Origin of the sequence: Neptunomonas qingdaonensis, assembly GCF_900113275.1 — a bacterium.
Taxonomy (GTDB): Bacteria; Pseudomonadota; Gammaproteobacteria; order Pseudomonadales; family Balneatricaceae; genus Neptunomonas; species Neptunomonas qingdaonensis.
On the sequence record NZ_FOOU01000003.1, the window covers coordinates 309355 to 332942 of the forward strand.

The following is a 23588-nucleotide window of genomic DNA, read 5'->3' on the forward strand; positions in this document are numbered from 1 at the left end:
TAGAGATGGCTACTTCTTTGTGCAACTTTAGCGCCGTTCAGTTATTTGTACGGCGCTTTTTTCAACCCGTATCTTTAACCGGGCTTTTGTACGGATTATTTTTACAAACTATTTATACGGACTATTTATCCAGACATCTTATTCGCAATAGTCAGCCGGTTTATTAAGTCAGGCTGTTTGTTCGTCATTATAAAGAAAGCTGCTGAACATCCGTTTCTTTAATATTTTTGCCGTCGCACTCACCGGAAACCTCATAAAGGCTTTCCAGGTCAAGTAAGTCGAGCTCTTTGCCCTCGACCTGAATCAGTTTGTTCTTCTGAAAACGGGTAAAAATGCGGCTAACCGTTTCTACAGCCAAGCCTAAATAATTACCAATTTCGTTGCGCGACATGGATAGTCTGAACTTGTGGGCCGAGTATCCGCGTGCCTGGAAGCGCTGCGAAAGTTTAACTAAAAAAGTGGCTACGCGCTCTTCGGCATTTTTCTTTGAAAGCAGGAGCATCATTTGCTGATCATCTCTGATCTCTTTGCTCATGGTGCGCATGACCTGACGGCGCAACTCGGGTAGCTGTCCACATAAAGTGTCTAAATGCTCGAAGGGTATTTCACAGACCGTTGTGGTTTCCATAATTTTAGTGGATACCGGGTAGTGTTGTTCATCAAAACCACTTAAACCGACCACTTCACCAGGAAAGTAAAATCCGGTAATCTGTTCTTCACCTTCATTCGTAATGGTATAGCTTTTTACACTGCCTGCCCGGATGGCAAATACAGACTCAAAAGGGTCACCCTGATGAAAAAGGTGGTCTCCCTTCTTTAGCGGTCTGCTTTTCTCGATGATGTTATCCAGACTGTCCATCTCCGAGTTGTTCAATGACACGGGAAGGCAGAGCGAGCTAATACTGCATGTATTACAATGTGCTTGTTGCAGGCTATGTAGTTTCCCTTCTTTTTTAACATTGCTCATGGCCGGTTCCTGTGGTTATTGTACATAGTGAGGGCTACTCAGCCTCCAATTATGTCGTATTTCGCATGAACCGTGAAGTGTCTATTAGATGATGCGGGAAAAACCTTGTGTCGGTTGCTGTTTTGGAATGTAACGATCGAAAGCCATACAGATGCGTCTGATCAGTAAACGCCCTGCGGCTGTAACGATAATGCGTTGGCCATCCAACCGGATGAGCCCATCTTTATCGAAGTGCTGCAGTTCCACCTGTTCTTGGGCGAAATACTCTTTAAAATCAATATTAAACTCTTCTTCTATCGAGGTCGGATCAAGCTCAAAATGACATATCAGCTGAGTAATTACAGCGCGGCGGATATGGTCATCTGTGCTGAGTTTTACGCCGCGACGAATGGCGCTGGCACGTGTTTCGACCGCGTTTGTATACGCTGTTATGTCATGTTCATTTTGATAATAAACATCGCCAATTTGACTGATGGCAGAGACTCCCATCGCTACCAAGTCACAATCAGAGTGCGTTGTGTAGCCTTGGAAGTTGCGATGTAAATGTCCACTTTGCTGTGCAAGGGCCAGTTCATCATCGGGTTTGGCAAAATGATCCATTCCTATATAAACATAGCCTGCAGCGAGTAGCTTATTAATAGTGGACTCATGAATAGCGAGTTTGGTTTCCGGGCTAGGTAGATCGGCTGCATTGATATGCTTTTGTGAGCGGAAACGATCCGGCATATGCGCATAGTTGAAAACGGATAGGCGATCTGGACTCATGGCAACTACCGTATCGAGTGTTTCATTGAAACTCTCGAAAGTCTGGTGCGGAAGTCCATAGATCAGATCCATGTTAATCGATTTGAAACCGAGCTCTCGCGCTGACTTGAGCACGGCGGCAGTTTGTTCGGTGGGTTGTATGCGGTTTACTGCTTCCTGTACGGCAGGGTTAACGTCCTGAACACCCAGGCTGATGCGGTTGAAGCCGACCTTTCTGAGGGTTTGCATCGTTTCATATGAGGCTTCACGAGGGTCGATCTCAATGGAATAGTCACCACTGTCATCCTCGAGTAGGTTGAACTCCTGCTTGATTTTATTCATCAGTTCCGCCATCTGTTCGTCACTGATAAAGGTTGGTGTTCCGCCGCCCCAATGAAGCTGGTTAACAATTCTTTTATCGCTGTACCATTTGGCTACCTGCTCTATCTCTTTATAGAGTGTGTCCAGATACGGCTGAGCTTTTTTCCGGTTGCGGGTAATGACTTTATTACAGGCGCAAAAATAACAAACATGAGCGCAAAAGGGGATATGGATATACAGAGACAGTGGAGCCGATGTATCTGTCGTAGTTTGTCCGCTTTCAACCAACTGTGTTTCAGACAGCCACGTATCAAACTGAATAGCTGTTGGGTATGAGGTATACCGGGGACCGGAAAGATCATAACGTTTAATAAGATCTAGATCCCATGAAATGGTTTTGTCCAGGCTCACGATAGTTTCCTCATTATTTTAAGCGCAGCAGTATAGCATCTGATCAGAAGATTGATTTGATATGTATCAAATATCGATGATTGCACGGAATGGGATAGTATATAAGCCAAAAAGCAGTATAAGAAGGCCTGCAAAATATTGAACGTTACGGTTTGCCAGTAATGTTTGAACCTGTTTGGCCAGCAGGCCGGTGGTTAGCATAGCGGGTAGTGTGCCGATACCAAAAGCAAACATTAAACTACTGCTATGTAATGCATTTTGCGCGGTCGCTGCCCATATCAGTGTGCTGTAAACTAAGCCACAGGGTAGCCAGCCCCAGAAAAAACCTAACAGAAGTGCTTGTTTTATGTTTGTAACCGGTAAAAGTTTACTGGCTGTCGGGCGGATTAAAGCCCAGAGTTTATTGCCGAGTTTTTCAATATGGACAAGACCTTTCCACCATTGTGCAACATACAAACCCATGCTGATTAGAAGGATGCCAGCCAAGGTGCGCAGCACAATGGCTGATGTACTGTCTTTAATGATAACCCCGAGTGAACCCACCAATGCCCCTGCTAGTGCATAGCTGCAAAGCCTGCCGAAGTTGTATCCCAGCAGGTTAGGTAGTCGTGAGTTTTTTTGTCCCATGGATATAGTGGCAGCGATGCCCCCACACATGCCAAGGCAATGAGCGCTACCCAGCAAGCCTAGCAGTAGCGCTGTTGTTAAAGAAAGAGATTCAGTCACGAGAGGAATTTTTCTTTCCCTGTTTGGCATCGTCCGGAATCATATCTTCATCGTCATCAAATAATATGCTGTGGGCCGGTGACTCAAGGTCATCATATTGCCCGGTATTAACGCTCCAGAAAAAAGCCCAAATAGCGAACCCCAGCAGGATGATAGCGATGGGTATTAATATAAAAAGAATTTCCATGGAGAATCATCTCGAAAATTGAAGTGGCTATTTTACAGGATTACGGCGAACAAGTTTAGTCAGGCGAAGCGCATTGCCAACAACAATCAGTGAGCTGACTGACATGCCAATCGCGGCCATGTAGGGTGCAATAAAGCCCATGGCAGCCAATGGTAAGGCAATCAGATTATACAACAGTGCCCAACTCAGGTTTTGGCGGATAATATACTGGGTTTTTCGTGACAGCAGAATAGCATCGGTTAAGCGCTCAATCTCACTACTAATCAGCACTGCATCAGCATTGGTTTTGGCAAGATCCGTTGCGCTCCCCATGGCTATGGATGTCTGAGCACCGGCGAGTACAGGGATGTCATTGATGCCGTCACCGATCATCACAACTTTGGCGCCTTGCTTTTGCAGCTTTTGAATATAGGCAAGCTTCTCTTTAGGAGAGGCGTTAGCAACGACCTGATCTATATGTAGTTCATCAGCAACGTCCTGCACCGCAGCGGAGTTGTCGCCTGTCAGCATCTGAATCTTGAGCCCAAGACGTTGTAAAATAGCTAAAGTCTGTTGAGTGCCTTTTCGAATCTGGTCGTTTAAGCAGAACCAGGCGAGAGGCGTTTCGGAGTTACAAAGCAGCAGCCATTGGCCATTATGATCGGGTGCGTCATCATAAGTCAGTTTTTGTTGGCAGAGTGCAGAAGCAAATTCAGGTTTGCCGATGCGATAAACGATGTTATCAACATTGCCTTCTAAGCCTTGTCCCAGCTCTGCATTCATCGAGTCTGCAGTTTGCAGTTGGTATTTTCGAAACGCTTTGGCAATAGGGTGTTCAGAGTGGGCTTCTAATGCGGCGGCAATTTCCAGCACAGTTTGTGCATCTGTATTGCTACACAAATGTGTGCGCTTAAGCGATAAGTTGCCTTCAGTGAGCGTGCCGGTTTTATCAAAAACGATATGTGTGGCAGTCGCCAGGCTTTCTAGCACATGCCCACGAGTAATCAACAGGCCATGTTGCCTTAATGTGCCGGTTGCTGCGGTGAGCGCGGTGGGTGTCGCTAATGAAAGTGCGCAAGGACAGGTAACAACCAGTACTGACAGGGTAATCCAGAAGGCGTTTTGCGGGTCGATGTTCCACCAGATAAGGCTGACAATAACAGCGGTTAAAAGAACGGCTGCGACAAAATAACTAGCGACTTTGTCGGCAATTTTAGCAACCGCTGGTTTTTCTTCCTGGGCTCTGTCGAGTAACCTGACAATGGCAGATAATTTTGTACCTGCACCTACTTCTGTAATTTGCAGCTGAAGGGGGTTTTCTACATTAATCGTCCCACCGACAACATGATCACCCAGGGTTTTGTTGATGGGGAGGTACTCACCGGTCAGTGCTGATTCATCTACTGAGGAATAACCCGCCACAATAATGCCATCTGCCGGTATCGTGTGGCCCGGTTTAACCAGCACAACATCATCAATGCTCAGGTCGTTTGCCGGGATCAGTATTTCTTGCCCGTTTGCTAATTTTATGGCGCTGTCGGGGATTAAATTTAATAAGGCATTACCGGCCCGTCCGGTTCGATGCCTTGCCTGCATCTCCAGATAGCGACCGATCAACAGAAAAAAAGTAAACATGGTAACGGAGTCGAAATAAACCTCGCCACTTTGGGTATAGGTGGCCCAGGCGCTGGCCAGGTAGGCTCCACCTATGGCGATAGATACGGGAACATCCATACTCAGATGTCGTGCTCTGATGTCACGTAACGCAGCCGTAAAGAAGGGTCTGGCGGAGTAGAGCAGTACCGGTGTAGCAATAATCAGGCTGGTCCAGCGGATAAAGACTTCAATCTTGTCTTCTATTCCTTGTAATGCGCCTGCATACAAAGCGATGGACATCATCATGATTTGCATCATGGCGAGGCCCGCTAAGCCGAGACGGCGAAAAGCGCGCTTTTTTTCAAGTTCGAGTAATTGTTCTTCTTTATCCGGGTGGTAGGGGTGGCCTTGATACCCGATGTGGTATATCGCCGCCATGATGCTGCTTAATGTAATTTCACTATCATGCCAGCGGATTCGTGCCCGGTGATTGGTGAGGTTGACAGACGCTTGCTCAATACCTGTTTGTTTTACCAGGTGATGTTCAAGTAACCAGACACAGGCTGCACATGTGATGCCTTCAATGACCAAGGTTGCTTCTTTAATATCATCTTCTAATGTGATGACAAAATTTTGTTGGATCGAAGCATTGTCATAGAGTTTTAACTCGTCCTGAATGGCGCTCGGCAGTTCTGTGCCAGAGAGATCCGGGGTGAAGGTTGAATCTCCCTGACGGTATTTGTAGTAGTGCTCAAGCCCGCTGGAAACAATGGTTTCTGCTACCGCTTTGCATCCGGGGCAGCACATGGGTTGTGCGGTACCTTTAATATTGGCAACAAATTGTACGCCTTTGGGTACATCCTGGCCGCAATGAAAGCATTTCACAAGGCTGTGCTGACTATTAAGACTACTATTCATACTTCTGCGTGCCTTACAAATTCGGCTTTAGTTCAATGCGGCGCTGTTCATAAGGTGGCAGAATCTCTTTGTGAAGGTGCCAGTTTTCATCAGGTGGAAAGAGGAACAGAAAACGCTTTCCTTTGAGTGGGTTGGCCAGTGACCCGGAATACAGCTGTCGGGAGCCAATCGCTTTGAGAGTGATCAGCTGGTCGTACTTCTGGTGAGTGGGGTGGACAATATCCAGTGTCAGGAATTCAGGCACATTAGTGAGTTCACCATTTAATTTAATCATGATATCGCCGGTCACATCATCCAGATTAAGCTCTGCAATAATCTTCTGGTCAATGGCGTTTTGATTTTTTTCAGTGTTGAGTTCATAGCCTCTGGCTATGCGGTAGTAGTCATCTTTTACAACGCCGTCCATTGTCACGATAGACAGGTAAAGAAAACCAAAACCGTAAAACACCACGGCGAATATTGGAGTCAGAATAAAAAGGAGCCAAGGTTGTTTATACCAAGGTTTTGCTGCTTGAATTTCATCTTCGGTCATATTTTTTTCTGTCATAAAAATAGCTGCTGTCTTTGCAGAGAGCAGCTATTGTACCTTAATTTAACGCGCAGGTCGGTTATCGACGTGGCGCCGGGCCAATGAATCGGTTATCTTCAGTCACTGAAATACTGTTGTCATCTAATGCCTGAACTTTGATCTGTATATCATAATTTGGACGCTTGATATTTTCCCTCTCTAAATGAATACGAATGTTGTAATCAAGTAGTTCGCCCGCTTTGATAGTGACCACTGGTTCTGATATTAGTTTCAGTCCTTCAATACCACTAACGCTAATCCGATAATCATGGTCGCGTTGTTCCTTGTTGGCGAGTTTAAGTTTGTACACGTTCTCAATCAGGCCGTTAGGTGTTTCGTTATATAGTTGACCGCGATCTCGTAAAATATCAACTTCAAGGGGGATACGGCTGAAGATGGTGTAGCCAAAGGCGATACACATCGCCAGGAGTACTACCAAATAAGCCATCAGACGAGGTCGGAGTAGGTTAGTTGTATTACCGTTCAGCTGATGCTCTGTTGTATAGCGTACTAAGCCTTTTTCATATCCCATACGATCCATAATGTCATCACAGGCGTCGACGCATGCTCCGCAGGCCACGCATTCGTACTGTAAGCCATCGCGGATATCGATTCCGACAGGGCAAACATTGACACAGAAGCCGCAATCGATGCAGTCACCCAGGCCATCGGCTTTGTAATCACTATCTTTTTTGCGTTTGCCGCGCTTTTCTCCTCGTTTTTCATCATAGGAGATAACCAGTGTGTCCTGGTCAAACATAACACTTTGGAAGCGGGCGTAAGGGCACATGTAGATACATACTTGTTCGCGTAACCAGCCAGCATTTGCATATGTGGCAACGGCAATAAAACCAATCCACCAGGTTTCCCATGGGCCTAGCGAGAAGGCGGCTAAATCTGCAACTAACTCGCGGATCGGAGAAAAATAGCCGACAAAGGCAACCGCAGAGGTGACAGCAATAAATATCCATAAACCATGTTTAATGGATTTTTTTCTGATCTTTTCCGCACTCCAGTCCGCTTTATCGAGCTTAATGCGCTGATTGCGATCGCCTTCGGCAAATTTTTCTGCCCAGATGAATAACCAGGTCCAGACAAACTGAGGGCACGCATAGCCGCACCAGAGGCGTCCAGCAAAAACGGTAACAAAGAAAAGGGTGAATGCAAGAATGATCAGAAGCCATGACAGAAGCATGAAGTCCTGTGGCCAGAATGTCATACCAAATACATGAAACTGGCGGTTGGGCAGGTCGAAGAGAATGGCTTGTCTTCCGTTCCATTCGATTAACGGAAATGCGTAAAACATGAGCAGCATTATAGCGCCGGAAATAACGCGAAGGTTCTTGAAAAAACCTTTATAGAACTTTACATAAATGTGTTCACGGCTGGCGTAGAGTTCATAGACCTCTTTTTTGCCGTTTGTTGGAGGTGTGACATCTTTTACAGGTATCTGATTCATGTCTGTGCTCACAAGCTGAATTGTTGGGTATTAGCCTATTGGACCAACGTATCCATTAGAGAAGCTGCATATTGTAATCGAATCTCTAAAAAAAAGGCGATATGAATCTCTTCATATCGCCTTTTTATTGATAGTTGTCAATTACTTGTTAGACAAGCTATACACATAAGCTGCAATTAGCTGGACCTTATCCTGGCTTAGCAGATCTTTTTGAGCAGGCATTACACCATTACGTCCGGAGCGGATAGTATGGGTAATATTCTCAAAAGAGCTGCCATAAAGCCATATGTTGTCAGTCAGGTTTGGAGCACCGAGTGCATGCATTCCTTTACCGTCAACACCGTGGCACGCCGTGCAAAGTGCCTGGAACTGAGTTTTACCACGTGCAGCAGCATCGGCATCAGCTTCCTGACCGCTGAGCGTTTGCACATAGCTGGCTACATCGCGTACACCTTCTTCACCTAAAACTGCGCCCCATGCAGGCATAGCGCCTTGGCGACCATGCAGAATAGTCTGGGTTATCGCTTCAGGGGTTCCGCCGTATAACCAGTCATTATCTGTCAGGTTAGGGAAGCCGTGCGCCCCTGTTGCTGCTGTACCGTGACAAACAGAACAGTTGTTAGCGAACATGCGCTGACCCATTTTCAGGCCTGCTTCGTTTTCTGGCTTTTGTAGATCTTCTACTGACAGTGTGGCGTATTTAGCGAAGACTGGCTTATATACTTCATCAGCATGAGCCATCTCTTCTTCCCACTGGTTAGTAGAGGTCCAGCCTAATAATCCTTTGAAGTTACCCAGGCCAGGATATAGCGCCAGATAAACCAGACCAAAAACGACTGTACCCAGAAACATCTGGAACCACCATTTTGGCAGGGGATTATCATATTCTGCAATTCCGTCAAACTCGTGGCCGACAGTCTTATCAGTTTCTTCTTTAAAGGTTTCACTCTTACGCGTTCGTAAAAGCAACCAAGTACAGCCAAAAATTACTGCCAGGGTAATAATCGTTACCCATGCGCTCCAGAAAGCACTCATTTTTCAACTCTCCTGTTCGGGGTCGATTCATCCGAATTATCTGGCGCCTCATCGGCGAAAGGTAGTTGAGATGCATCATCAAATCGTTTTTTATTGCCGGGTAATAAGACCCAGATAAAAAGTCCGATAAAGGTGATGAGCATAATCACCGGTATGAATGGGCCGTAAACATCGTAACTCACTAGTAATTACCGTTTGTTATTGTAAACAGAATGGGTTTTGCCCAGCGCTTGTAGATATGAAACCACAGCTTCGATCTCATATTTACCTGCTACATCATCCTGAGCTGTAGCGATCTGATCATCCGTATAAGGAACACCCAGGCTGCGCAAAACACTCATTTTTTTGGCAGTATCCTCTCCCGTTACCCTGTCTTCAAATAGCCATGGATAAGATGGCATTTTCGACTCAGGTACAACATCGCGAGGGTTGTATAAATGAGCGCGATGCCAGTCGTCGGAGTAGCGTCCACCTACACGCGCCAGATCTGGTCCGGTACGCTTTGAACCCCATAGGAACGGATGCTCCCAAACGTGCTCGCCAGCGGTAGAAAAGTGACCATATCGTTCAGTTTCAGCACGAAATGGACGAATCATCTGTGTGTGACATACGTGGCAGCCTTCACGGATGTAGATGTCACGTCCTTCCAATTCTATAGCGCTATACGTGCGAAGACCTTCAACTGGTTTGGTCGTTTGTGCCTGGAAAAATAAAGGAACGATTTCAGCTAAACCACCACCGCTGATAACGATGATGATTAACAGGACCATTAAGCCGATATTCTTTTCTATTGTGTCATGCTTGATCATTATTCTGCTCCTCAGCCTTATGCAACCTGCGCAGTAGCTTCTGCTACTGGGGCTTTGCTGTCCTTACGAACAGTTTGCCAAGTGTTGTAAGCCATCAGAAGCATTCCTGTCAGCCAGAATATGCCGCCTAACCAACGAACGAAGTAACCCGGGTGAGATGCTTCCAGTGCTTCGACGAAGCTGTATGTCAGTGTGCCGTCTTCATTAACAGCGCGCCACATCAGACCTTGCAGAATACCGTTGACCCACATAGCGCAGATGTAAAGTACAGTGCCGACTGTGGCTAGCCAGAAGTGAGCATTGATAAGGCCTACGCTCCACATTTGAGTTTTGCCAAACAGTTTTGGCAGCATGTGGTAGGTAGCACCGACAGAGATCATTGCAACCCAGCCTAGTGCGCCGGCGTGTACGTGACCAACAGTCCAGTCAGTGTAGTGAGACAGTGCGTTCACAGTTTTAATGGCCATCATCGGACCTTCGAAGGTAGACATACCGTAGAAGGATAGAGAAACAACCAGGAAGCGAAGAACAGGGTCTGTACGCAATTTATGCCAGGCGCCAGACAGTGTCATCATACCGTTGATCATACCACCCCAAGATGGAGCCAATAGGATCAATGACATAACCATTGCTACAGACTGGGTCCAGTCCGGTAATGCAGTATAGTGAAGGTGATGACCACCAGCCCACATGTAAGTCGCAATCAATGCCCAGAAATGCACAATTGATAAGCGGTAAGAGTAGATTGGGCGTTCTGCTTGCTTAGGTACGAAGTAGTACATCATTCCTAAGAAACCAGCTGTCAGGAAGAAGCCTACAGCATTATGTCCGTACCACCACTGTACCATTGCATCAACTGCACCCGGGTAAACTGAGTAGGATTTCCACATAGAAACCGGTATTACTGCACTGTTAACAATGTGCAGAACCGCTACGGTAATAATGAATGCCATATAAAACCAGTTACCTACATAAATATGCGAGGTTTTACGGTTTTTGACAGTGCCAAGGAAAACGATTGCATAGGAAATCCATACAACGGCCAGCAGTATGTCAATTGGCCATTCCAGCTCAGCGTATTCTTTAGAAGAAGTTAAGCCCATGGGTAGGGTTATTGCTGCCAGAAGAATAACGGCTTGCCATCCCCAGAACGTGAAGGCCGCTAAGCCGTCTGAGAATAGACGCGTTTGACACGTGCGCTGAACTACATAATACGATGTAGCAAATAAGGCTGATCCACCAAATGCGAAAATAACCGCATTGGTGTGTAGAGGTCGTATACGGCCAAAAGACAGCCACGGAGTGTCAAAGTTTAATGCCGGCCATACCAGTTGGGCGGCAATTAAGACGCCAACTGCCATGCCGACGATACCCCATATCACCGTCATAATGGCGAACTGGCGCACAACTTTGTAGTTATAAGTTGGGTGTTCGATTGCAGTGCTCATGTCAGGCTCTCATCAAAAAGCTTGTTTTATAGTACAGTTTCACGGGCAATTATCTTGGAATAGCCCTGTGTTTTCAACGAGGTTTAGGCGTTGAGTGTGGCGCATTGTCGCACAAAACGCCCGGTAAATATATTGTATATGCAGATTAGTTATTTGTTTTGTTTGCCTCTATCTTATTGATTCTATTTAAAATATATATATTCGTATGCGATCTCCTACAATCGTCTACAGTGTACTTTAGGGGGTTGTTACGTTTTTCTTTACTACTTTAGGCGCGTTTATTTTGTTAGCTAACTATCATTTGCTTGATATAGATCAAGCCTTACAATGGCGTCTTTAATCGTTTAATTGGCGAGGTGGGTTTTTGGATCTGTTGATTGAAGGGGAACCACTGTTTGGGCGGGTGATATTAGCTCATGGTGCGGGCGCGGGTATGCAAAGTGATTTCATGCAGATGACGAGCCGCTACCTGTCTGAACGTGGGCTAGAGGTGATCAGGTTTGAGTTTCCGTATATGAAACAGCGCCGCATTGATGGTAAAAAACGTCCACCTGATCGGGCAGACAAGCTGATCAGTGCTTTTAAAGACACGATTGAACAGTTTGCTGGCGATGTGCCGGTGTATCTTGCCGGTAAGTCCATGGGAGGGCGGATAGCAACAATGATTTTGCAAAGCTCGGATGCGCAAGCTTGCTTTGTATTTGGTTATCCGTTTCATCCGGTTGGAAAGTTGCTGACTACACGTACAGATCATTTTTCGGAGCTGAGTAAGCCTGTGTATGTGTTCCAGGGGGAAAGGGATCCGATGGGCTGTAAAGATGAAGTGGCACAATATTCTTTGCCACCGGCAGTCCAGATTCGCTGGCTGCCAGATGGAAATCACGATTTAAAACCGCTCAAAGTATCAGGCTTTACACAGCAAGAGCATATTTATTCAGCACTAGATGAAATGTTAATGCTGATTAAGCGGCACTCTTTATAAGCAGTGCTATTTATAAGCCGTGTTATTGATAAACAGTTATCTCAGTGCCCTGTGCTAATGTTCTAGCAGCGTGAATTTTTCCTCTCGGTCAAGCATGGGTCTGATCTGCTCCATCATCTCTTTTCGTTCTTCTGAGGATAGCCAGCGTTCCCAGTCTGCAACGGTGCGATAAGTTGCTATGACAACCCGGTGATTGTGGTCATTAACATTCCTTAGCGCCTCTCCGGAGATGAAACCATGTGCCTGCATGGCTTTTTGTAACGTTGTTCTCGCTGCTTTTTCATAATGTTCACCTAATTCGTCAGCGATATGGCGCTCAATTATTACCTTAATCATGATAGTCTCCTGTGTTTATCACTCATATATTAAGCATAAACCTTGTGTTGCAAATCACAAACTCATACTTTGGCAAGTGTCTGCTTTCGCTACTGGGTTTTATTTGAGACAATAGGATCGTTTTTGAAAAGAGATGCATAATGGTTGGTATCAAAGAAGATCATTTGCTGGATGCGACAGGCTTGTATTGTCCTGAACCAGTAATGATGTTGCATAATAAGGTGCGTGAAATTGACATAGGTGACGTTTTGCTGGTGTTGGCTACGGATCCTTCTACGCAGCGTGATATACCCAAGTTTTGTGCATTTCTTGGGCATGAACTCGTTGAGCAAATCAATGAAAGCGAAAAAGAAATATTTAGCTATTATATTCGAAAAGGTAGCTGAGATAAGTGTTCAGTGATATAGAAGCCGCTGTGAATAAAACATTGCGGCAAGTTGAAGAGTGCGAACGGTTACTAGGCGAGCTAGAGCTGAAAAAAAACCGTTCGAATATCAAAGTGATCGAGAGAAATGTTGTGAACGACGTAGTGATACCAAAAAGTAAAAGTAAAGCGAAGAACCGAGCTGCAAATCAGGCGGCCCTTCAGCTTTTGATGGAAACTTATCCTCAGGTCTTTAATCGTGACAACGTACGGCCTCTCAAAATTGGTATTCAGGACGATTTGATCGCTGATGAGAAAGTTGCCAAAAACAAAATAAAAAGAGCGTTGGCATCTTATGTGCGCTCACCTCAGTATTTTCGATCTCTTCAAGAGGGTGCTGATAGAGTTAACTTGCAGGGAGAAGCTCAAGGGCAGGTAACTGCTGAAGAAGCTGAGCATGCTAAAGGGAAATTAAAAGAATTTCATCAGCATCGGCGTGACCTGCAGCGTGAAAAAGAGAAGCAACAGCGAGAGGCGGAGAAAGCTGACCGTCTTCATTCAAAGCTGGATCAGTTGGTCGCCCTGAATAAGCGTTAATAGATCTTGAATTCTTTATAAAACACCTTATATTATATTAATCTTATGTATAAGGTGTTTTATGTCTGTATTAACATTAGTTTCTTGTCCTTCCTGTCAAACTCCGAATCGAGTTCCTACTCAAAAATTAAGCAATCGTCCCGTCTGTGGACGCTGTCGTGAATTACTTTTTCAGGGCAAGGCTGCTGATTTATCGATGGCACAATTTGATAAGTTTATCAAAGTAAGTGATACGCCGGTTGTGGTCGACTTCTGGGCGTCTTGGTGCGGGCCTTGTAAGATGATGGCTCCGGTTTTTGAGCAGACGGCTAAGCAATTAGAGCCGCACCTGAGGTTCGTCAAGGTGAATACGGAAGTAGAACAGGCGCTGGCCGCTCGTTTTTCTATTCGTAGTATTCCAACACTTATCGTTATAAAGAACGGTAAAGAGGTCGCACGACAGGCGGGCGCTATGGATGCGTCAAGTCTGCAGAATTGGTTGAAGCCATTCTGCTAGCTCGCTTCCTGTTGGCTATCCGCTTTCGCTCATACCAACGCTTCTGGTTTTCCGTGCAAAAAGCCTTGTGTGCCGTCAATATTTAATTGTTTCAGGCGTTCAGCCTGACTTTTTCGTTCGATGCGCTCGGCATAGGTCTTAATCCCTAAGCTATGGGCTGCTGTGATAAGGCTGCGGATAAAGAAGCAGTCTTCGTCACTTTGATCTATTTCCTGGCAAAGGGATCCATCAATTTTTATATAGTCGGGTTGTACCGCGTAAAGATAGCTAAACCCACTCGGGTGAATACCAAAATTATCAACGCCAAAGCCGATGCCGTTTTGTTTCAATAGGTCTCGGAATGTCACGATATTATTGATATCGTTGAGTATAGCTGTCTCGTTAATCTCTATATTTAATCGGCCGCGTAGGTTGTGTTTACTCAGTTGGCTTTTAATCCACTTTTCAAAGTCGTCAGTCTGAATCGCTTGTTGGCTCAGGTTGACTGTCAAAGGTGGGCAGGTTGTATTGTGCGTGAGATATTCTATTGCACGTTCCAGAACGGCTTTATCCAGCGCATCGATTAGCCCAAGTTCCTTGACGACTTGTATGAATTCAGCTGCTGAGCAGGGGTTGTTATCCCGATTCAGAATTCGCGCTAGTAACTCGTGTTGCAGTGGTTGCTCATCATGCGTTGATATGACTTTCTGAAATTGTAGAAAAACTTGTTTATTGTTGATAGCACTGGCCACATGTTCCTGCCAAGAGGTCGATGTGATTTTACTACCGGTGAATTCTACAGGGTATTGGATATCTCTTTTTTCAGCGATGGCCTGTTTGATAAGAAGCCGTGCTTCAGAGAGAAGCTGTGCCGCTGAGGTATTCAAATCGGTTTGTATTATAGCGATATGAGTCGCTAGTTCATTGGGTGATATTTTTTCAAAGTTGGCAAGAGTAATCAGTGATTCATTTAGCTTAGAGACTTCCCGCTTAACGATCTCCTCGTTACTTTCTGGTATGAGTGCCAGAAAATCTGAACCGGATAGGCGCCCTATAATAGCCGGTTGGTACTGAGCGGATAGGTCGGCGAGCTGTTTTGCTGCATATTTTAAAAAATTATTGGCTGCTTCCTCCCCTTGAGTGTCATTCAGTGCCTGGAGGTTAGGGATATGCAGGTAGATGCAGGTACCGTGGCCGAATTCTTTACGGTAGTCCAGCCAGTCACACAGCTGGGCATGGGTAGAGCGTTGATTCGCTAGTCCGGTAAGATTGTCCAGATAAGCTGTTTTGCGTAGCTCTTCGATATGTCGTGCTTGTTCATCGAACATTCGCTGAACCCTTTGAACCATACGGTTCATTGCCTCGACAACCAGTTTTAATTCTACTGTTTTAGGGATGTGTTTCTGTTCAATATACTTACGTTCAGAGAGTGCGGTGGCTTGTTCTGCCACCCCTTTGAGAGGGCGCAGAATCCTTCTTAATAAATAGCTCAAGGAGAACACAGCAATCAGTGATAGTGATATAAACCAGATGAGTGTTTTTTCCGTACCTTTCCATAGTTGTTCATAAGCATAGCCAGCGCGACTCTGTACGCTTACCTTTCCTACTTTGCGCCATTGGTAGCTAATTTCTCTTTCCATTGAAGGAGGGGTGAACTGAACCAGTGTTAAGAACCATTTGGGCACGCTTTCTGGCGCAATTGAGGTGTTTGTCGAAACGAAGAGAGTATCGCCAGTACTGTTGGTTATCTCTATTTTTTGATAAAAGCCGCTATCAAAAATTGCATTAACGGTAGTTTCGATGGCTGCTTTATCTTCTGCCGCTATGTATGGCGCAAGGTAAAGCCCTAAATGCGTGGCGGTGTCCTGGCCATGAGATTCCAGTTGATGGATTAACATCTCTTTTGAGCTGTCCGACATAATGTAAAGGGTGCCCGAGACCAAGCCAATCAATACGGCAAATACCGCCGCGATTAGTTGATTTAGTAAAGACATGTCTCTCTCCTTGGCGCCTGATTAGTTAACATTAACACGATTGTTTTCCAGCCTTGATTTAAGTTGTACCCATGGGCCAAGTCGATCTGATGTTCCTACCAGGGTTGTCCTGCGTCCTTTTTTAGAAAGCCACAAGTTATCCCCGTTAAAGCTGTATACATGAAGAAGGTCGGGGCGTTGAGACGCGGGCTTTATCTCTGCAATCAAATTATCCAGCACAACCGGCATAGAAGTAGGTTTTTCATAATAGGTGAGTACCATATGTGCCTGATTAAGTTCTAATGCTTTTACATAGGAGATGCTCAGTTTGCTCATATCCACACCAACCTCTTTAAGTGTGTAATATTTTGCAATTGAAAAGTCCTCACAGTCACCGCCGTTACTGATGAGAAACTCAACGGGTGTTGCCCAGTAATCTTTTTGGCCCCAGTGTATTGAATCATCTAAAAATCTGACTTGGTTAAAAAAATCGTTAACTCGTTTTAGTTTTTCTTTTTCCGGTTTATCCGCAATCTCAAGCATTAAGTCCTGCCAGGCCTGTAGTCTGAGTTTTGCTTGGGCGCCATATTTCTGGCCCAGTTGCTGTATGTATGCATTGCTGAGTTTGACGCTGATTTCACTTAATGCGAACAGGGATAATGTTAATGAAAACAAGGCAATGAGAAGATAGCCAGCGCTATTGGCCTTGAAAGATCTGCGCCGTTTGTTATCTGCATTAAAAATGCGTTTACTTTGCACGCCATGCCCTGTCATACATAAATAGTGCATGAAGCATGGTAGAAGAATATGTTTTTTTCAAGGAAGAAGCGCTTTAGTTGGGCTGGCTTGGCATTAAATTACATTGTTTGAGAACTCTCTGCCATGCTTGTGTATGCCTGTCCCGGGCATTGATATAACGCTCCCAGATACTTGTTTTACTATTTGTTATGAATGCTTGTTGTGCATAAGGCGCTATCTCATGTGGAATAGGCAGTAGTGCCAGCGTTTTGCTATGAATACTGAACCATTGTTCGCCAGTTCGATGCACATAAGCCATATAGGGTTGAATCTGGCGTGCATAGTATTCAATAAAAACATTTTTTAATATGTTAGCTTGTGGGTTTTGCATAGAAGAGAAGCACATGGGTCTTCTTTCCAGCCGGGTATTGATCAACTGGGAGACATTATTCATGGTTACTTCTAGTAATAGCAGTGACTTTAGAAGTGGTGCACCCAGAGGAGCATGATAGATATCTTCATAATATTGCTCGATCTGTGACAGAGACGACGTATCGAAGTCGATATTGTTTTGCAGTGTAGACGTCGTAATAAAAGAGAGTGAATTTAACGCGCTTAACGCCGCGCTGTGGTCAGTTTGTAGAAGAGGCAGGGGGGATTGATTAACGGCCATAGAGGCTTCTATCTCCTGACCGGTATAGAGTGCGTTCCAAAATATGACAGGCAGATTACGCTTTTTGATGTTGTAGATATTATAAATGCGCTCTTTTAGTTCAGCTTCGACAGAGGGGGCTTTCTCGATGAGAGGCAGGCAGCTGCTGATGAGGTTAAAAAACTGAATTTCGTAAACAAGGCGCTGAGAGGGGCGGGCTAATTTTCCTAATGAGCTGTTACGTGATGCGATTAGGGGAAGAAGGTCGCATTTGGCTAAATCCAGCACATCAATCAGCCCCTCATTCAGATCTGGAATGGTTTGAAGTCGTAAACGTTGAGGAGGTAATGGCGGGATCGGTTCTGGTTGCTGCCACTGGTAATCTTCCTTCAGTACATTGGCGACTCTGCTGGCATAAGTCTGCATAAGTGCTTGCTCTGGCGTTTCGTTGCTACATCCCGCCAAGGAGAGCAGTAACGCCATGACTATGCAGACTTTAAAATGCCGCATGCTGTGCTACCCGGCGTAATCTTATTAAAAGTAATGCCGCTGAAACTGACAGGCCTATCACTAAGCCATACCAGAAGCCGGCCGCGCCAAGCGCAGGAATAATCAAGTCGGTCAGCGCTACAACATAGCCTAAAGGTAGCCCTATTATCCAGTAAGCGATAAATACAATCAGTAAAGGGATGCTGGTATCTTTATAACCACGTAACGCTCCGGCAGCAGTGACTTGCAGGGCATCCGATATTCCAAACAAAGCAGCTATAAGCAGTAAACTTACGGCAAGTTCTATTAACTGTTGTTCAGACGTGAATATGTAAGCGATATATCTGGCAAATAACAAGATGGAAATACTGGTTAAAACCGCAATGCTGGTCGTAATTAACAGAGATGATTTTGCACTGAACCAGGCGTTTTCATGTTCGGCTGCGCCGGATAGCTGGCCGATACGGATAGTGCAGGCCATAGCCATACTGAGTGGAATCATGAAAACCAGCCCTGAGAGTGTCATCGTGATCTGGTGGGCGGCAACCACCAATGTTCCTAACGGCGCCAGTAACAGCGCAATCACACAAAACATGCTGGTTTCAATAAGGATAGCGAATCCCATCGGAACACCCAGCTTAAGGTAGCTGAGTAGGGCTGGGGCATCAAACCAGTGGGAATGCAAAGCATTAGGAAGGCGTAATTGAGGGCTTTTTTTCAGGGCGACCCGGCTACAGGCTAGCATAAGCCACATCACCAATGCGCTTGCCCAGCCACATCCGGCAGCGCCGAGCTCGGGAAATCCCATTTTTCCAAAAACAAATAGGTAGTTCAGCGGTATATTGAGCAGCAGTGCAAGCAAGGCAATGTGCATGGCGGGGCGTGTCTGGCCCAGTCCTTCAAAATAACTCCGGTGTAACTGGTAAAACATCAGCGCTGGAAAGCCCCAGGATATAGCATAGAGGTATTCTTGAGCTTTTAGGGCTAAAGGCTCCTCAACTTTCATTACCTCAAATACCCATGTGGCTGAATTCAGTAAAATAACGCTTATTACCCCAAGGGTTGCGGCAACCCAGATGCCTTGTTTGAAAATGCTAAGAACAGTTTCGGGTTGCTTTGATCCCATTGCGAAAGCAACCAGAGGCGTGGTTGCCATAAGAATACCTGTGGCTGCGAGGTAAATGGGTAGCCAAATACTTGAGCCTAGCGCGACTGCGGCCAAATCCAACGTATTATATTGCCCTGCAATCAGGGTATCGACAAAACCCATTGATGCCTGTGCTATTTGCGTCAGCATTATGGGGAAGCCTAACGAAAGAAGAATTTTTGTTTCCTGCCGGAGGCGATGCTGTATCAATGGATATATCTCAAAGGGTCGTGTGGCGAATTGGAATTCTGTCAGTGTGGATATATTTTATAGCAGAAAACAAAAAGCCTCTGCAGTGCAGAGGCTTTTTTTAGTACAGACGAGTCTGTTATTCGATGCGTACTGTTACATAACGACCTGGAGCCGGCTCAATAGCTTTGTTATCGGCATTGCCATAATCTGCTGGAGCGTCGACTTTTTTGCCGCCACGCTTCTTTTGCCACTCAGACCAGTTTGGCCACCATGAGCCTTCAACGCGCTCTGCGGTTTCAAGCCAGTGATCAGAACCTTGTCCCATTTCACCTTTGATCCAGTAGTTACGACGGTTTTTAGAAGCAGGGTTAATCACCCCGGCAACATGACCGCTTGCGCCCAGCACAAATTCAACATTACTGAAGTTCTCAGCGCCGGTGAAAGTACCTTTCCATGGAGCGATATGGTCTTCAATCGTCGATAGGAAGTAGCACGGAGTTTTAATGCGGCCCAAGTCAATTGGAGATCCGCAGATCGTCAGTGCATCTTTCTCAACCAGTTTGTTTTCCAGATACATGTTGTTGATGTAGAAAGTGTACATCTCAGCTGGCAGGTTAGTTGAGTCACCATTCCAGTAGAGGATATCAAATGGAGGCGGTGTCTGACCTTTCAGATAGTTGTTAACAACATATGACCAGATCAGGTCATTAGAACGCAGCATGTTGAACGACGTTGCTAGTTCTTTACCTGACAAGTAGCCTTGATTATTGACCTTGTTCTCAAGTTTTTTGACTTGCTGTTCATCAAGGAACACACACAGGTCACCTGGATCACGGAAGTCAGTCAGCGTGGTCAGGAAGGTTGCTGATGCAACGCTGGTGTCTTTACGGTGTGCTAGTACTGCCAAGGCTGAAGCCAGCAGCGTTCCACCTATACACCAGGCAACTGCATTGACTTTAGGTGATCCGGAAATCTCTTTAACCTTGTCAATTGCTGTGATAACACCTTTGCCAACATAGTCATCCCAGCTGATATTGCCCTGCTCAATGCTTGGGTTAATCCAGGAAACTAAGAAAACTGTCTGGCCTTCATCAACACAGAACTTAACGTATGAATTGTGCTCTTGAAGGTCAAGAATATAAAACTTATTGATACATGGAGGCACAATAAGCGTTGGCTTTTCATAAACCTGTTCAGTCGATGGCTTGTATTGAATAAGCTGGAACATATCGTTTTCGAAAACAACAGCGCCTTTTGATGTCGCAATATTTTCACCTAAGACGAAAGCGCTCTCATCTGTCATCGAGATGCGGCCTTTCTCGATATCGCCCATAAGGTTTTGCAGGCCGTCTACCAGACTTTTACCTTTTGTTTCTAACGCCTGTTGTAAAACTTCAGGGTTAGTAATGGCAAAGTTAGTAGGAGACATCGCATCAATATACTGCTGCGTGTAGAATTCAAGCTTGCGTTGCTCACTCTCTGACAGATTGGCATTGGATGCCATGTTCTGCAACATACCCGAGCCTAGTAGGTAAGACTGCTTGATGTAACTGAAGATAGGGTTAGTTGACCACACTTCTGCATTGAAGCGACGATCAGCAGGGGCAGCGGTAGCTTGTGCTCCACTCTGGCCGGTTAACAGACCTTTCCACAAGTTCATCTGAGCTTGCTGATAATCTGTAATTGCCTTTATCCATACCGTTGGGTCTTCTAGTGAACGTGTTGCAAGCTCTGACCAAGATTGTGTGAATTGAGAAAAAACGTCATCGCCACCCGCTTTAGTGTAATTTTCGAGGAGCTTTTGAGTTTCCTGGTTGACGTAGTTGATGAACTCTTGAGGATTCGTAAGCTTGTCGTTACTATTTTTTTCCATGAAACTACCTTCTTGCTGAAAATCTGTTGGTTGCCCAGCTATTACCTAGGTGTCGATTTGACGTTTTTCAGATTGTTGTTAACAGTTTACTATATTCGGTTTCTGAACGGTTTATGAATGATTGTTCAGCATATCCTTGCAGCTACAGCGTGCGCAAGTATTATGGGGCCGCTCATAATAGTACTTTAGCCTTGTTTCTCTGCATGATGCTGATCAATCATAGCATCGATATGTTGCAAAATTTTGTAACTCTCATCTTCTGCGCGAGCCATTGAATCAATGATCTCTTGCTTAATGCTTTGATTGTTGCCCCAGTCAGCATCACGTAATGATACTGCATTTTGTATCGCAAGGTGCACAGCCTCATGAGGTCCATCTAGTTTTGAATAGGCTGCAGTATTACTGAAATAGTCTGCGCCCGGACCCTCATAGTACCACTTTCCGAGACGACATTCATGATGCGTGACTGAAGTCGCTGATATTTCATCATGTCGATCCATAGAATGATCGAGTGCTATATAGCCATTTTGCTTGAAAATGACGTGGTCGGCTTTGACTAATGAGCCAAAGGCTCTGTCTTTAGTATTCTCTATCGCACGTAATGTTTCATCTGCCCCCGTTGCAAATGCATCGAATTGCTCTTTGAATCCCGATACTATTGAGCCTGCTTGTGTCGACAAGGTGTTGGAATGATTTGCCTGGGTAATCATTTCGTCAACGTGCAGGCTAAAGTTTGTAATGGTTGATGTAACCTCTACAGCGGCCGCTTTGGTTCGGCGTGAAAGTGCTTTCACTTCATCGGCAACGACGGCAAATCCGCGCCCTTGTTCGCCGGCCCTGGCTGCTTCAATGGCAGCATTGAGTGCAAGAAGATTGGTTTGATCGGCAATGTCTGTAATTATGGACAGTGACTCTGTGATTTTTGCACTGTCTTCTCCGAGTCTGCCTACTACTTGTGCGATAGAGTTGATAGTGGAAGATATGTTCTCCAGAGCGCTGACCATCTGACTGACCGACTGTTGGCTGTTTTGTGCCGCTTCTCCGTTTTCCTTAACAATCGACTCCACCTGAATCATCTCTTCACTGATGCGTATTAAATCGTTTTGTGTTTGTCGCAGGTTTTTAATTAAATGTTTTCCGTTGAGCGAGTGTAGTTCTGAATGTAAGGCATTTGCGGCGATCATATCCGTGCCTTTTTGCATGTCGCTCAGCGCCGAGTTGATATTGCTCAATGACTGTTTTAGTAAACCCGGGAGTCCTTGGTGTAGCGCAGGACGCCCATAGTCACCTCGGGAAACATGACTGAAGCAAGCGTCTACTTCTTTGAAATAGGACTCTACTTTGTCAAGAAAGTCGTTGACCTCCCAGGCTACCTTACCTACTTCACCCAGCTTTGCGGTGCGGGTGATGCGTACATGGAATTCCCCTTGATTTGCTTGCCTCAGTGTATCGTGGATGCGTTGCAGGGCATTGAATACATTGCTCATTTTTATCATCAGGCGATAAGCAAGGTAGCTTGTTATAAGCGGGGGTATCAGCCAGATAGCATTCATATCGTAGACTAGGGTGACGTAACAGGAACTCATCACTGATATCGCAATGAAACTAAAACAGTAGCCTTTAATATGTGCATTCAGAAAAGGAGTTCCGGCACTGACCCCCGATTGTTGAGGATGGTGGATGCTCATGCATGCTCCTCTGTTTTATTCAAGCTTAGTATCAGATGAGGGTAACTCGTATTGAGAGAGTGCAATGTGTCGTTAAGGTAGGCCAGCGAGTGAGCTATTGCCTCTTTGGTGCTGCTGTTGTTCTCGATCTGTAGCATTTCTTGATAGATCGGTTTTATCGTATTAATGGCAAGCCGGGAAGGTTTTCTTCTGGCAGAGTAGTAGCCTCTTAATTGGCCGCGGGTGTCAAAGTCGGGAGTAACATTCACAAAAACCCAATAATAACTTCCGTCTTTACAGAGGTTTTTGACATAGCCGAAAAATTCTTCCCCTTGCTGTAAGGTGTTCCATAGCAATTGAAAAGCGCCTCTGGGCATGTCTGGATGTCGAATGATATTGTGTTGTTTGCCGAGTAATTCTGCTTCTGCATACCCTGCAATTGCCATGAAAGTACGATTAACGTAAGTGATAATCCCTTTGGTGTCTGTTTTGCTGACAATAAATTCATTATCAGCCAGAACTACTTCATGGTCGATGGGTGTGATGTTTGGCTTCATAGATTAGGTCTCTATAAAGAGAGAGTTTAAGTCACTGAATGGCTTGATTATTTAAGAAACAATCTATGCTTAAGGTTAGCAGAAGTGCCATAATCTGCATGAAAATATGTAAAACAGATGGAAAAATACGTGCCCATGCAGAATTTTATTTTTTTCACGACACAGGGATGCTATCTATGTGAACTGGCTGAGGCCTTGCTTGTTGCTCATCTGGATCCCGATATCCATCAGGTTGATGCGCTCGATATAGCTTATGATGACCAGTTGTTAGAAAGCTATGGTGAGCGAATTCCGCTTATAAAAAATGAAGTAACAGGGGCTGAGTTGGGGTGGCCCTTTGATGCAGGGCAATTGTTAGATTTTATTGGTCAGTGATGG

General features: G+C 45.3%; 24 protein-coding genes. 5 read left to right on the plus strand and 19 right to left on the minus strand.

Features of this window, described 5'->3' with window-relative positions:
• Positions 1-187 precede the first annotated feature (187 nt).
• From fnr to ccoN, 11 genes are all read right to left on the minus strand, one after another.
• Complete coding sequence (fnr, locus tag BM099_RS06440; protein ID WP_090725907.1) at positions 188-967, minus strand: fumarate/nitrate reduction transcriptional regulator Fnr; 780 nt, start codon at positions 965-967, stop codon at positions 188-190.
• Positions 968-1051: 84 nt separating this feature from the next.
• Complete coding sequence (gene hemN, locus BM099_RS06445; RefSeq protein ID WP_090725909.1) at positions 1052-2443, minus strand: oxygen-independent coproporphyrinogen III oxidase; 1392 nt, start codon at positions 2441-2443, stop codon at positions 1052-1054.
• Positions 2444-2509: 66 nt separating this feature from the next.
• On the minus strand, positions 2510-3169 hold the full coding sequence (locus BM099_RS06450; RefSeq protein WP_198064135.1) for a sulfite exporter TauE/SafE family protein: 660 nt from the start codon (positions 3167-3169) through the stop codon (positions 2510-2512).
• Positions 3162-3356 (minus strand): cbb3-type cytochrome oxidase assembly protein CcoS, encoded by a 195-nt coding sequence (ccoS, locus tag BM099_RS06455; protein ID WP_090725913.1) that lies wholly within the window; start codon positions 3354-3356, stop codon positions 3162-3164. Before ccoS ends, BM099_RS06450 begins: the two co-directional genes overlap by 8 nt.
• A 27-nt stretch (positions 3357-3383) precedes the next feature.
• On the minus strand, positions 3384-5849 hold the full coding sequence (locus tag BM099_RS06460; RefSeq protein WP_090725915.1) for a heavy metal translocating P-type ATPase: 2466 nt from the start codon (positions 5847-5849) through the stop codon (positions 3384-3386).
• 13 nt (positions 5850-5862) lie between these two features.
• Positions 5863-6396 carry a FixH family protein gene (locus BM099_RS06465; protein WP_232348973.1) on the minus strand — a complete coding sequence of 178 codons (534 nt, stop codon included), beginning with the start codon at positions 6394-6396 and terminating at the stop codon, positions 5863-5865.
• Between the two features lie 61 nt (positions 6397-6457).
• A complete protein-coding gene (gene ccoG, locus BM099_RS06470; protein ID WP_090725917.1) occupies positions 6458-7876 on the minus strand; it encodes a cytochrome c oxidase accessory protein CcoG in 1419 nt (472 codons plus the stop codon).
• Positions 7877-8017: 141 nt separating this feature from the next.
• The gene (gene ccoP, locus BM099_RS06475; protein WP_090725919.1) at positions 8018-8911 is read right to left on the minus strand and encodes a cytochrome-c oxidase, cbb3-type subunit III; all 894 of its coding nucleotides are present in this window, start codon (positions 8909-8911) and stop codon (positions 8018-8020) included.
• Entirely contained in the window at positions 8908-9093 is a 186-nt protein-coding gene (locus BM099_RS06480) for a cbb3-type cytochrome oxidase subunit 3 (RefSeq protein WP_177201099.1), read from the minus strand. Before BM099_RS06480 ends, ccoP begins: the two co-directional genes overlap by 4 nt.
• A 6-nt stretch (positions 9094-9099) precedes the next feature.
• Positions 9100-9720 (minus strand): cytochrome-c oxidase, cbb3-type subunit II, encoded by a 621-nt coding sequence (ccoO, locus tag BM099_RS06485; RefSeq protein ID WP_090725924.1) that lies wholly within the window; start codon positions 9718-9720, stop codon positions 9100-9102.
• 17 nt (positions 9721-9737) lie between these two features.
• Positions 9738-11168, minus strand: a complete 1431-nt coding sequence (gene ccoN / locus BM099_RS06490; protein ID WP_090725926.1) for a cytochrome-c oxidase, cbb3-type subunit I — start codon at positions 11166-11168, stop codon at positions 9738-9740.
• 364 nt (positions 11169-11532) lie between these two features.
• Here ccoN and BM099_RS06495 point away from each other — a divergent pair, with 364 nt between their 5' ends.
• On the plus strand, positions 11533-12150 hold the full coding sequence (locus BM099_RS06495) for an alpha/beta family hydrolase (protein ID WP_232348974.1): 618 nt from the start codon (positions 11533-11535) through the stop codon (positions 12148-12150).
• A 54-nt stretch (positions 12151-12204) separates the two neighbouring features.
• Here the strand turns inward: BM099_RS06495 and BM099_RS06500 are convergent, their stop codons facing one another.
• Entirely contained in the window at positions 12205-12486 is a 282-nt protein-coding gene (locus tag BM099_RS06500) for an antibiotic biosynthesis monooxygenase family protein (protein WP_090725929.1), read from the minus strand.
• A gap of 140 nt (positions 12487-12626) precedes the next feature.
• Between BM099_RS06500 and tusA the strand changes: the two genes are divergently transcribed.
• The 3 genes from tusA to trxC all read left to right on the plus strand — a co-directional run bounded on the left by tusA (position 12627) and on the right by trxC (position 13943).
• Positions 12627-12872 (plus strand): sulfurtransferase TusA, encoded by a 246-nt coding sequence (gene tusA, locus BM099_RS06505; protein WP_090725931.1) that lies wholly within the window; start codon positions 12627-12629, stop codon positions 12870-12872.
• Between the two features lie 5 nt (positions 12873-12877).
• Positions 12878-13447 carry a ProQ/FINO family protein gene (locus BM099_RS06510; RefSeq protein ID WP_244889922.1) on the plus strand — a complete coding sequence of 190 codons (570 nt, stop codon included), beginning with the start codon at positions 12878-12880 and terminating at the stop codon, positions 13445-13447.
• Positions 13448-13508: 61 nt separating this feature from the next.
• Entirely contained in the window at positions 13509-13943 is a 435-nt protein-coding gene (trxC, locus tag BM099_RS06515) for a thioredoxin TrxC (RefSeq protein ID WP_090725932.1), read from the plus strand.
• Between the two features lie 29 nt (positions 13944-13972).
• Here the strand turns inward: trxC and BM099_RS06520 are convergent, their stop codons facing one another.
• From BM099_RS06520 to BM099_RS06550, 7 genes are all read right to left on the minus strand, one after another.
• On the minus strand, positions 13973-15916 hold the full coding sequence (locus tag BM099_RS06520; protein WP_090725934.1) for a bifunctional diguanylate cyclase/phosphodiesterase: 1944 nt from the start codon (positions 15914-15916) through the stop codon (positions 13973-13975).
• A gap of 21 nt (positions 15917-15937) precedes the next feature.
• Positions 15938-16654 (minus strand): transglutaminase-like cysteine peptidase, encoded by a 717-nt coding sequence (locus tag BM099_RS06525; RefSeq protein WP_244889923.1) that lies wholly within the window; start codon positions 16652-16654, stop codon positions 15938-15940.
• Between the two features lie 73 nt (positions 16655-16727).
• The gene (locus BM099_RS06530; RefSeq protein WP_090725938.1) at positions 16728-17795 is read right to left on the minus strand and encodes a DUF3080 family protein; all 1068 of its coding nucleotides are present in this window, start codon (positions 17793-17795) and stop codon (positions 16728-16730) included.
• The gene (locus BM099_RS06535; protein ID WP_090725940.1) at positions 17782-19071 is read right to left on the minus strand and encodes an MATE family efflux transporter; all 1290 of its coding nucleotides are present in this window, start codon (positions 19069-19071) and stop codon (positions 17782-17784) included. Before BM099_RS06535 ends, BM099_RS06530 begins: the two co-directional genes overlap by 14 nt.
• A 178-nt stretch (positions 19072-19249) precedes the next feature.
• On the minus strand, positions 19250-20986 hold the full coding sequence (locus tag BM099_RS06540; protein ID WP_090725942.1) for a PHA/PHB synthase family protein: 1737 nt from the start codon (positions 20984-20986) through the stop codon (positions 19250-19252).
• A 185-nt stretch (positions 20987-21171) separates the two neighbouring features.
• Complete coding sequence (locus tag BM099_RS06545; protein WP_090725944.1) at positions 21172-22674, minus strand: methyl-accepting chemotaxis protein; 1503 nt, start codon at positions 22672-22674, stop codon at positions 21172-21174.
• The gene (locus BM099_RS06550) at positions 22671-23210 is read right to left on the minus strand and encodes a PAS domain-containing protein (RefSeq protein ID WP_090725946.1); all 540 of its coding nucleotides are present in this window, start codon (positions 23208-23210) and stop codon (positions 22671-22673) included. Before BM099_RS06550 ends, BM099_RS06545 begins: the two co-directional genes overlap by 4 nt.
• A 135-nt stretch (positions 23211-23345) precedes the next feature.
• Between BM099_RS06550 and BM099_RS06555 the strand changes: the two genes are divergently transcribed.
• Positions 23346-23585, plus strand: coding sequence for a glutaredoxin family protein (locus BM099_RS06555; protein ID WP_090725948.1), 240 nt, complete (start codon positions 23346-23348; stop codon positions 23583-23585).
• Positions 23586-23588 lie beyond the last annotated feature (3 nt).

Bases quoted from the DNA above. Each gene is read 5' to 3' on its own strand.
- BM099_RS06555 (WP_090725948.1), top strand. From the start codon at position 23,346: ATGCAGAATTTTATTTTTTTCACGACACAGGGATGCTATCTATGTGAA.
- ccoN (WP_090725926.1), bottom strand. From the start codon at position 11,168: ATGAGCACTGCAATCGAACACCCAACTTATAACTACAAAGTTGTGCGC.
- fnr (WP_090725907.1), bottom strand. From the start codon at position 967: ATGAGCAATGTTAAAAAAGAAGGGAAACTACATAGCCTGCAACAAGCA.
- BM099_RS06540 (WP_090725942.1), bottom strand. From the start codon at position 20,986: ATGGAAAAAAATAGTAACGACAAGCTTACGAATCCTCAAGAGTTCATC.
- BM099_RS06500 (WP_090725929.1), bottom strand. From the start codon at position 12,486: ATGATTAAGGTAATAATTGAGCGCCATATCGCTGACGAATTAGGTGAA.
- ccoP (WP_090725919.1), bottom strand. From the start codon at position 8,911: ATGAGTGCTTTCTGGAGCGCATGGGTAACGATTATTACCCTGGCAGTA.
- BM099_RS06530 (WP_090725938.1), bottom strand. From the start codon at position 17,795: ATGCGGCATTTTAAAGTCTGCATAGTCATGGCGTTACTGCTCTCCTTG.
- BM099_RS06535 (WP_090725940.1), bottom strand. From the start codon at position 19,071: ATGCTGACGCAAATAGCACAGGCATCAATGGGTTTTGTCGATACCCTG.
- ccoO (WP_090725924.1), bottom strand. From the start codon at position 9,720: ATGATCAAGCATGACACAATAGAAAAGAATATCGGCTTAATGGTCCTG.
- tusA (WP_090725931.1), top strand. From the start codon at position 12,627: ATGGTTGGTATCAAAGAAGATCATTTGCTGGATGCGACAGGCTTGTAT.
- BM099_RS06545 (WP_090725944.1), bottom strand. From the start codon at position 22,674: ATGAGCATCCACCATCCTCAACAATCGGGGGTCAGTGCCGGAACTCCT.
- trxC (WP_090725932.1), top strand. From the start codon at position 13,509: ATGTCTGTATTAACATTAGTTTCTTGTCCTTCCTGTCAAACTCCGAAT.
- BM099_RS06550 (WP_090725946.1), bottom strand. From the start codon at position 23,210: ATGAAGCCAAACATCACACCCATCGACCATGAAGTAGTTCTGGCTGAT.
- BM099_RS06460 (WP_090725915.1), bottom strand. From the start codon at position 5,849: ATGAATAGTAGTCTTAATAGTCAGCACAGCCTTGTGAAATGCTTTCAT.
- BM099_RS06520 (WP_090725934.1), bottom strand. From the start codon at position 15,916: ATGTCTTTACTAAATCAACTAATCGCGGCGGTATTTGCCGTATTGATT.
- ccoG (WP_090725917.1), bottom strand. From the start codon at position 7,876: ATGAATCAGATACCTGTAAAAGATGTCACACCTCCAACAAACGGCAAA.
- ccoS (WP_090725913.1), bottom strand. From the start codon at position 3,356: ATGGAAATTCTTTTTATATTAATACCCATCGCTATCATCCTGCTGGGG.
- BM099_RS06465 (WP_232348973.1), bottom strand. From the start codon at position 6,396: ATGACAGAAAAAAATATGACCGAAGATGAAATTCAAGCAGCAAAACCT.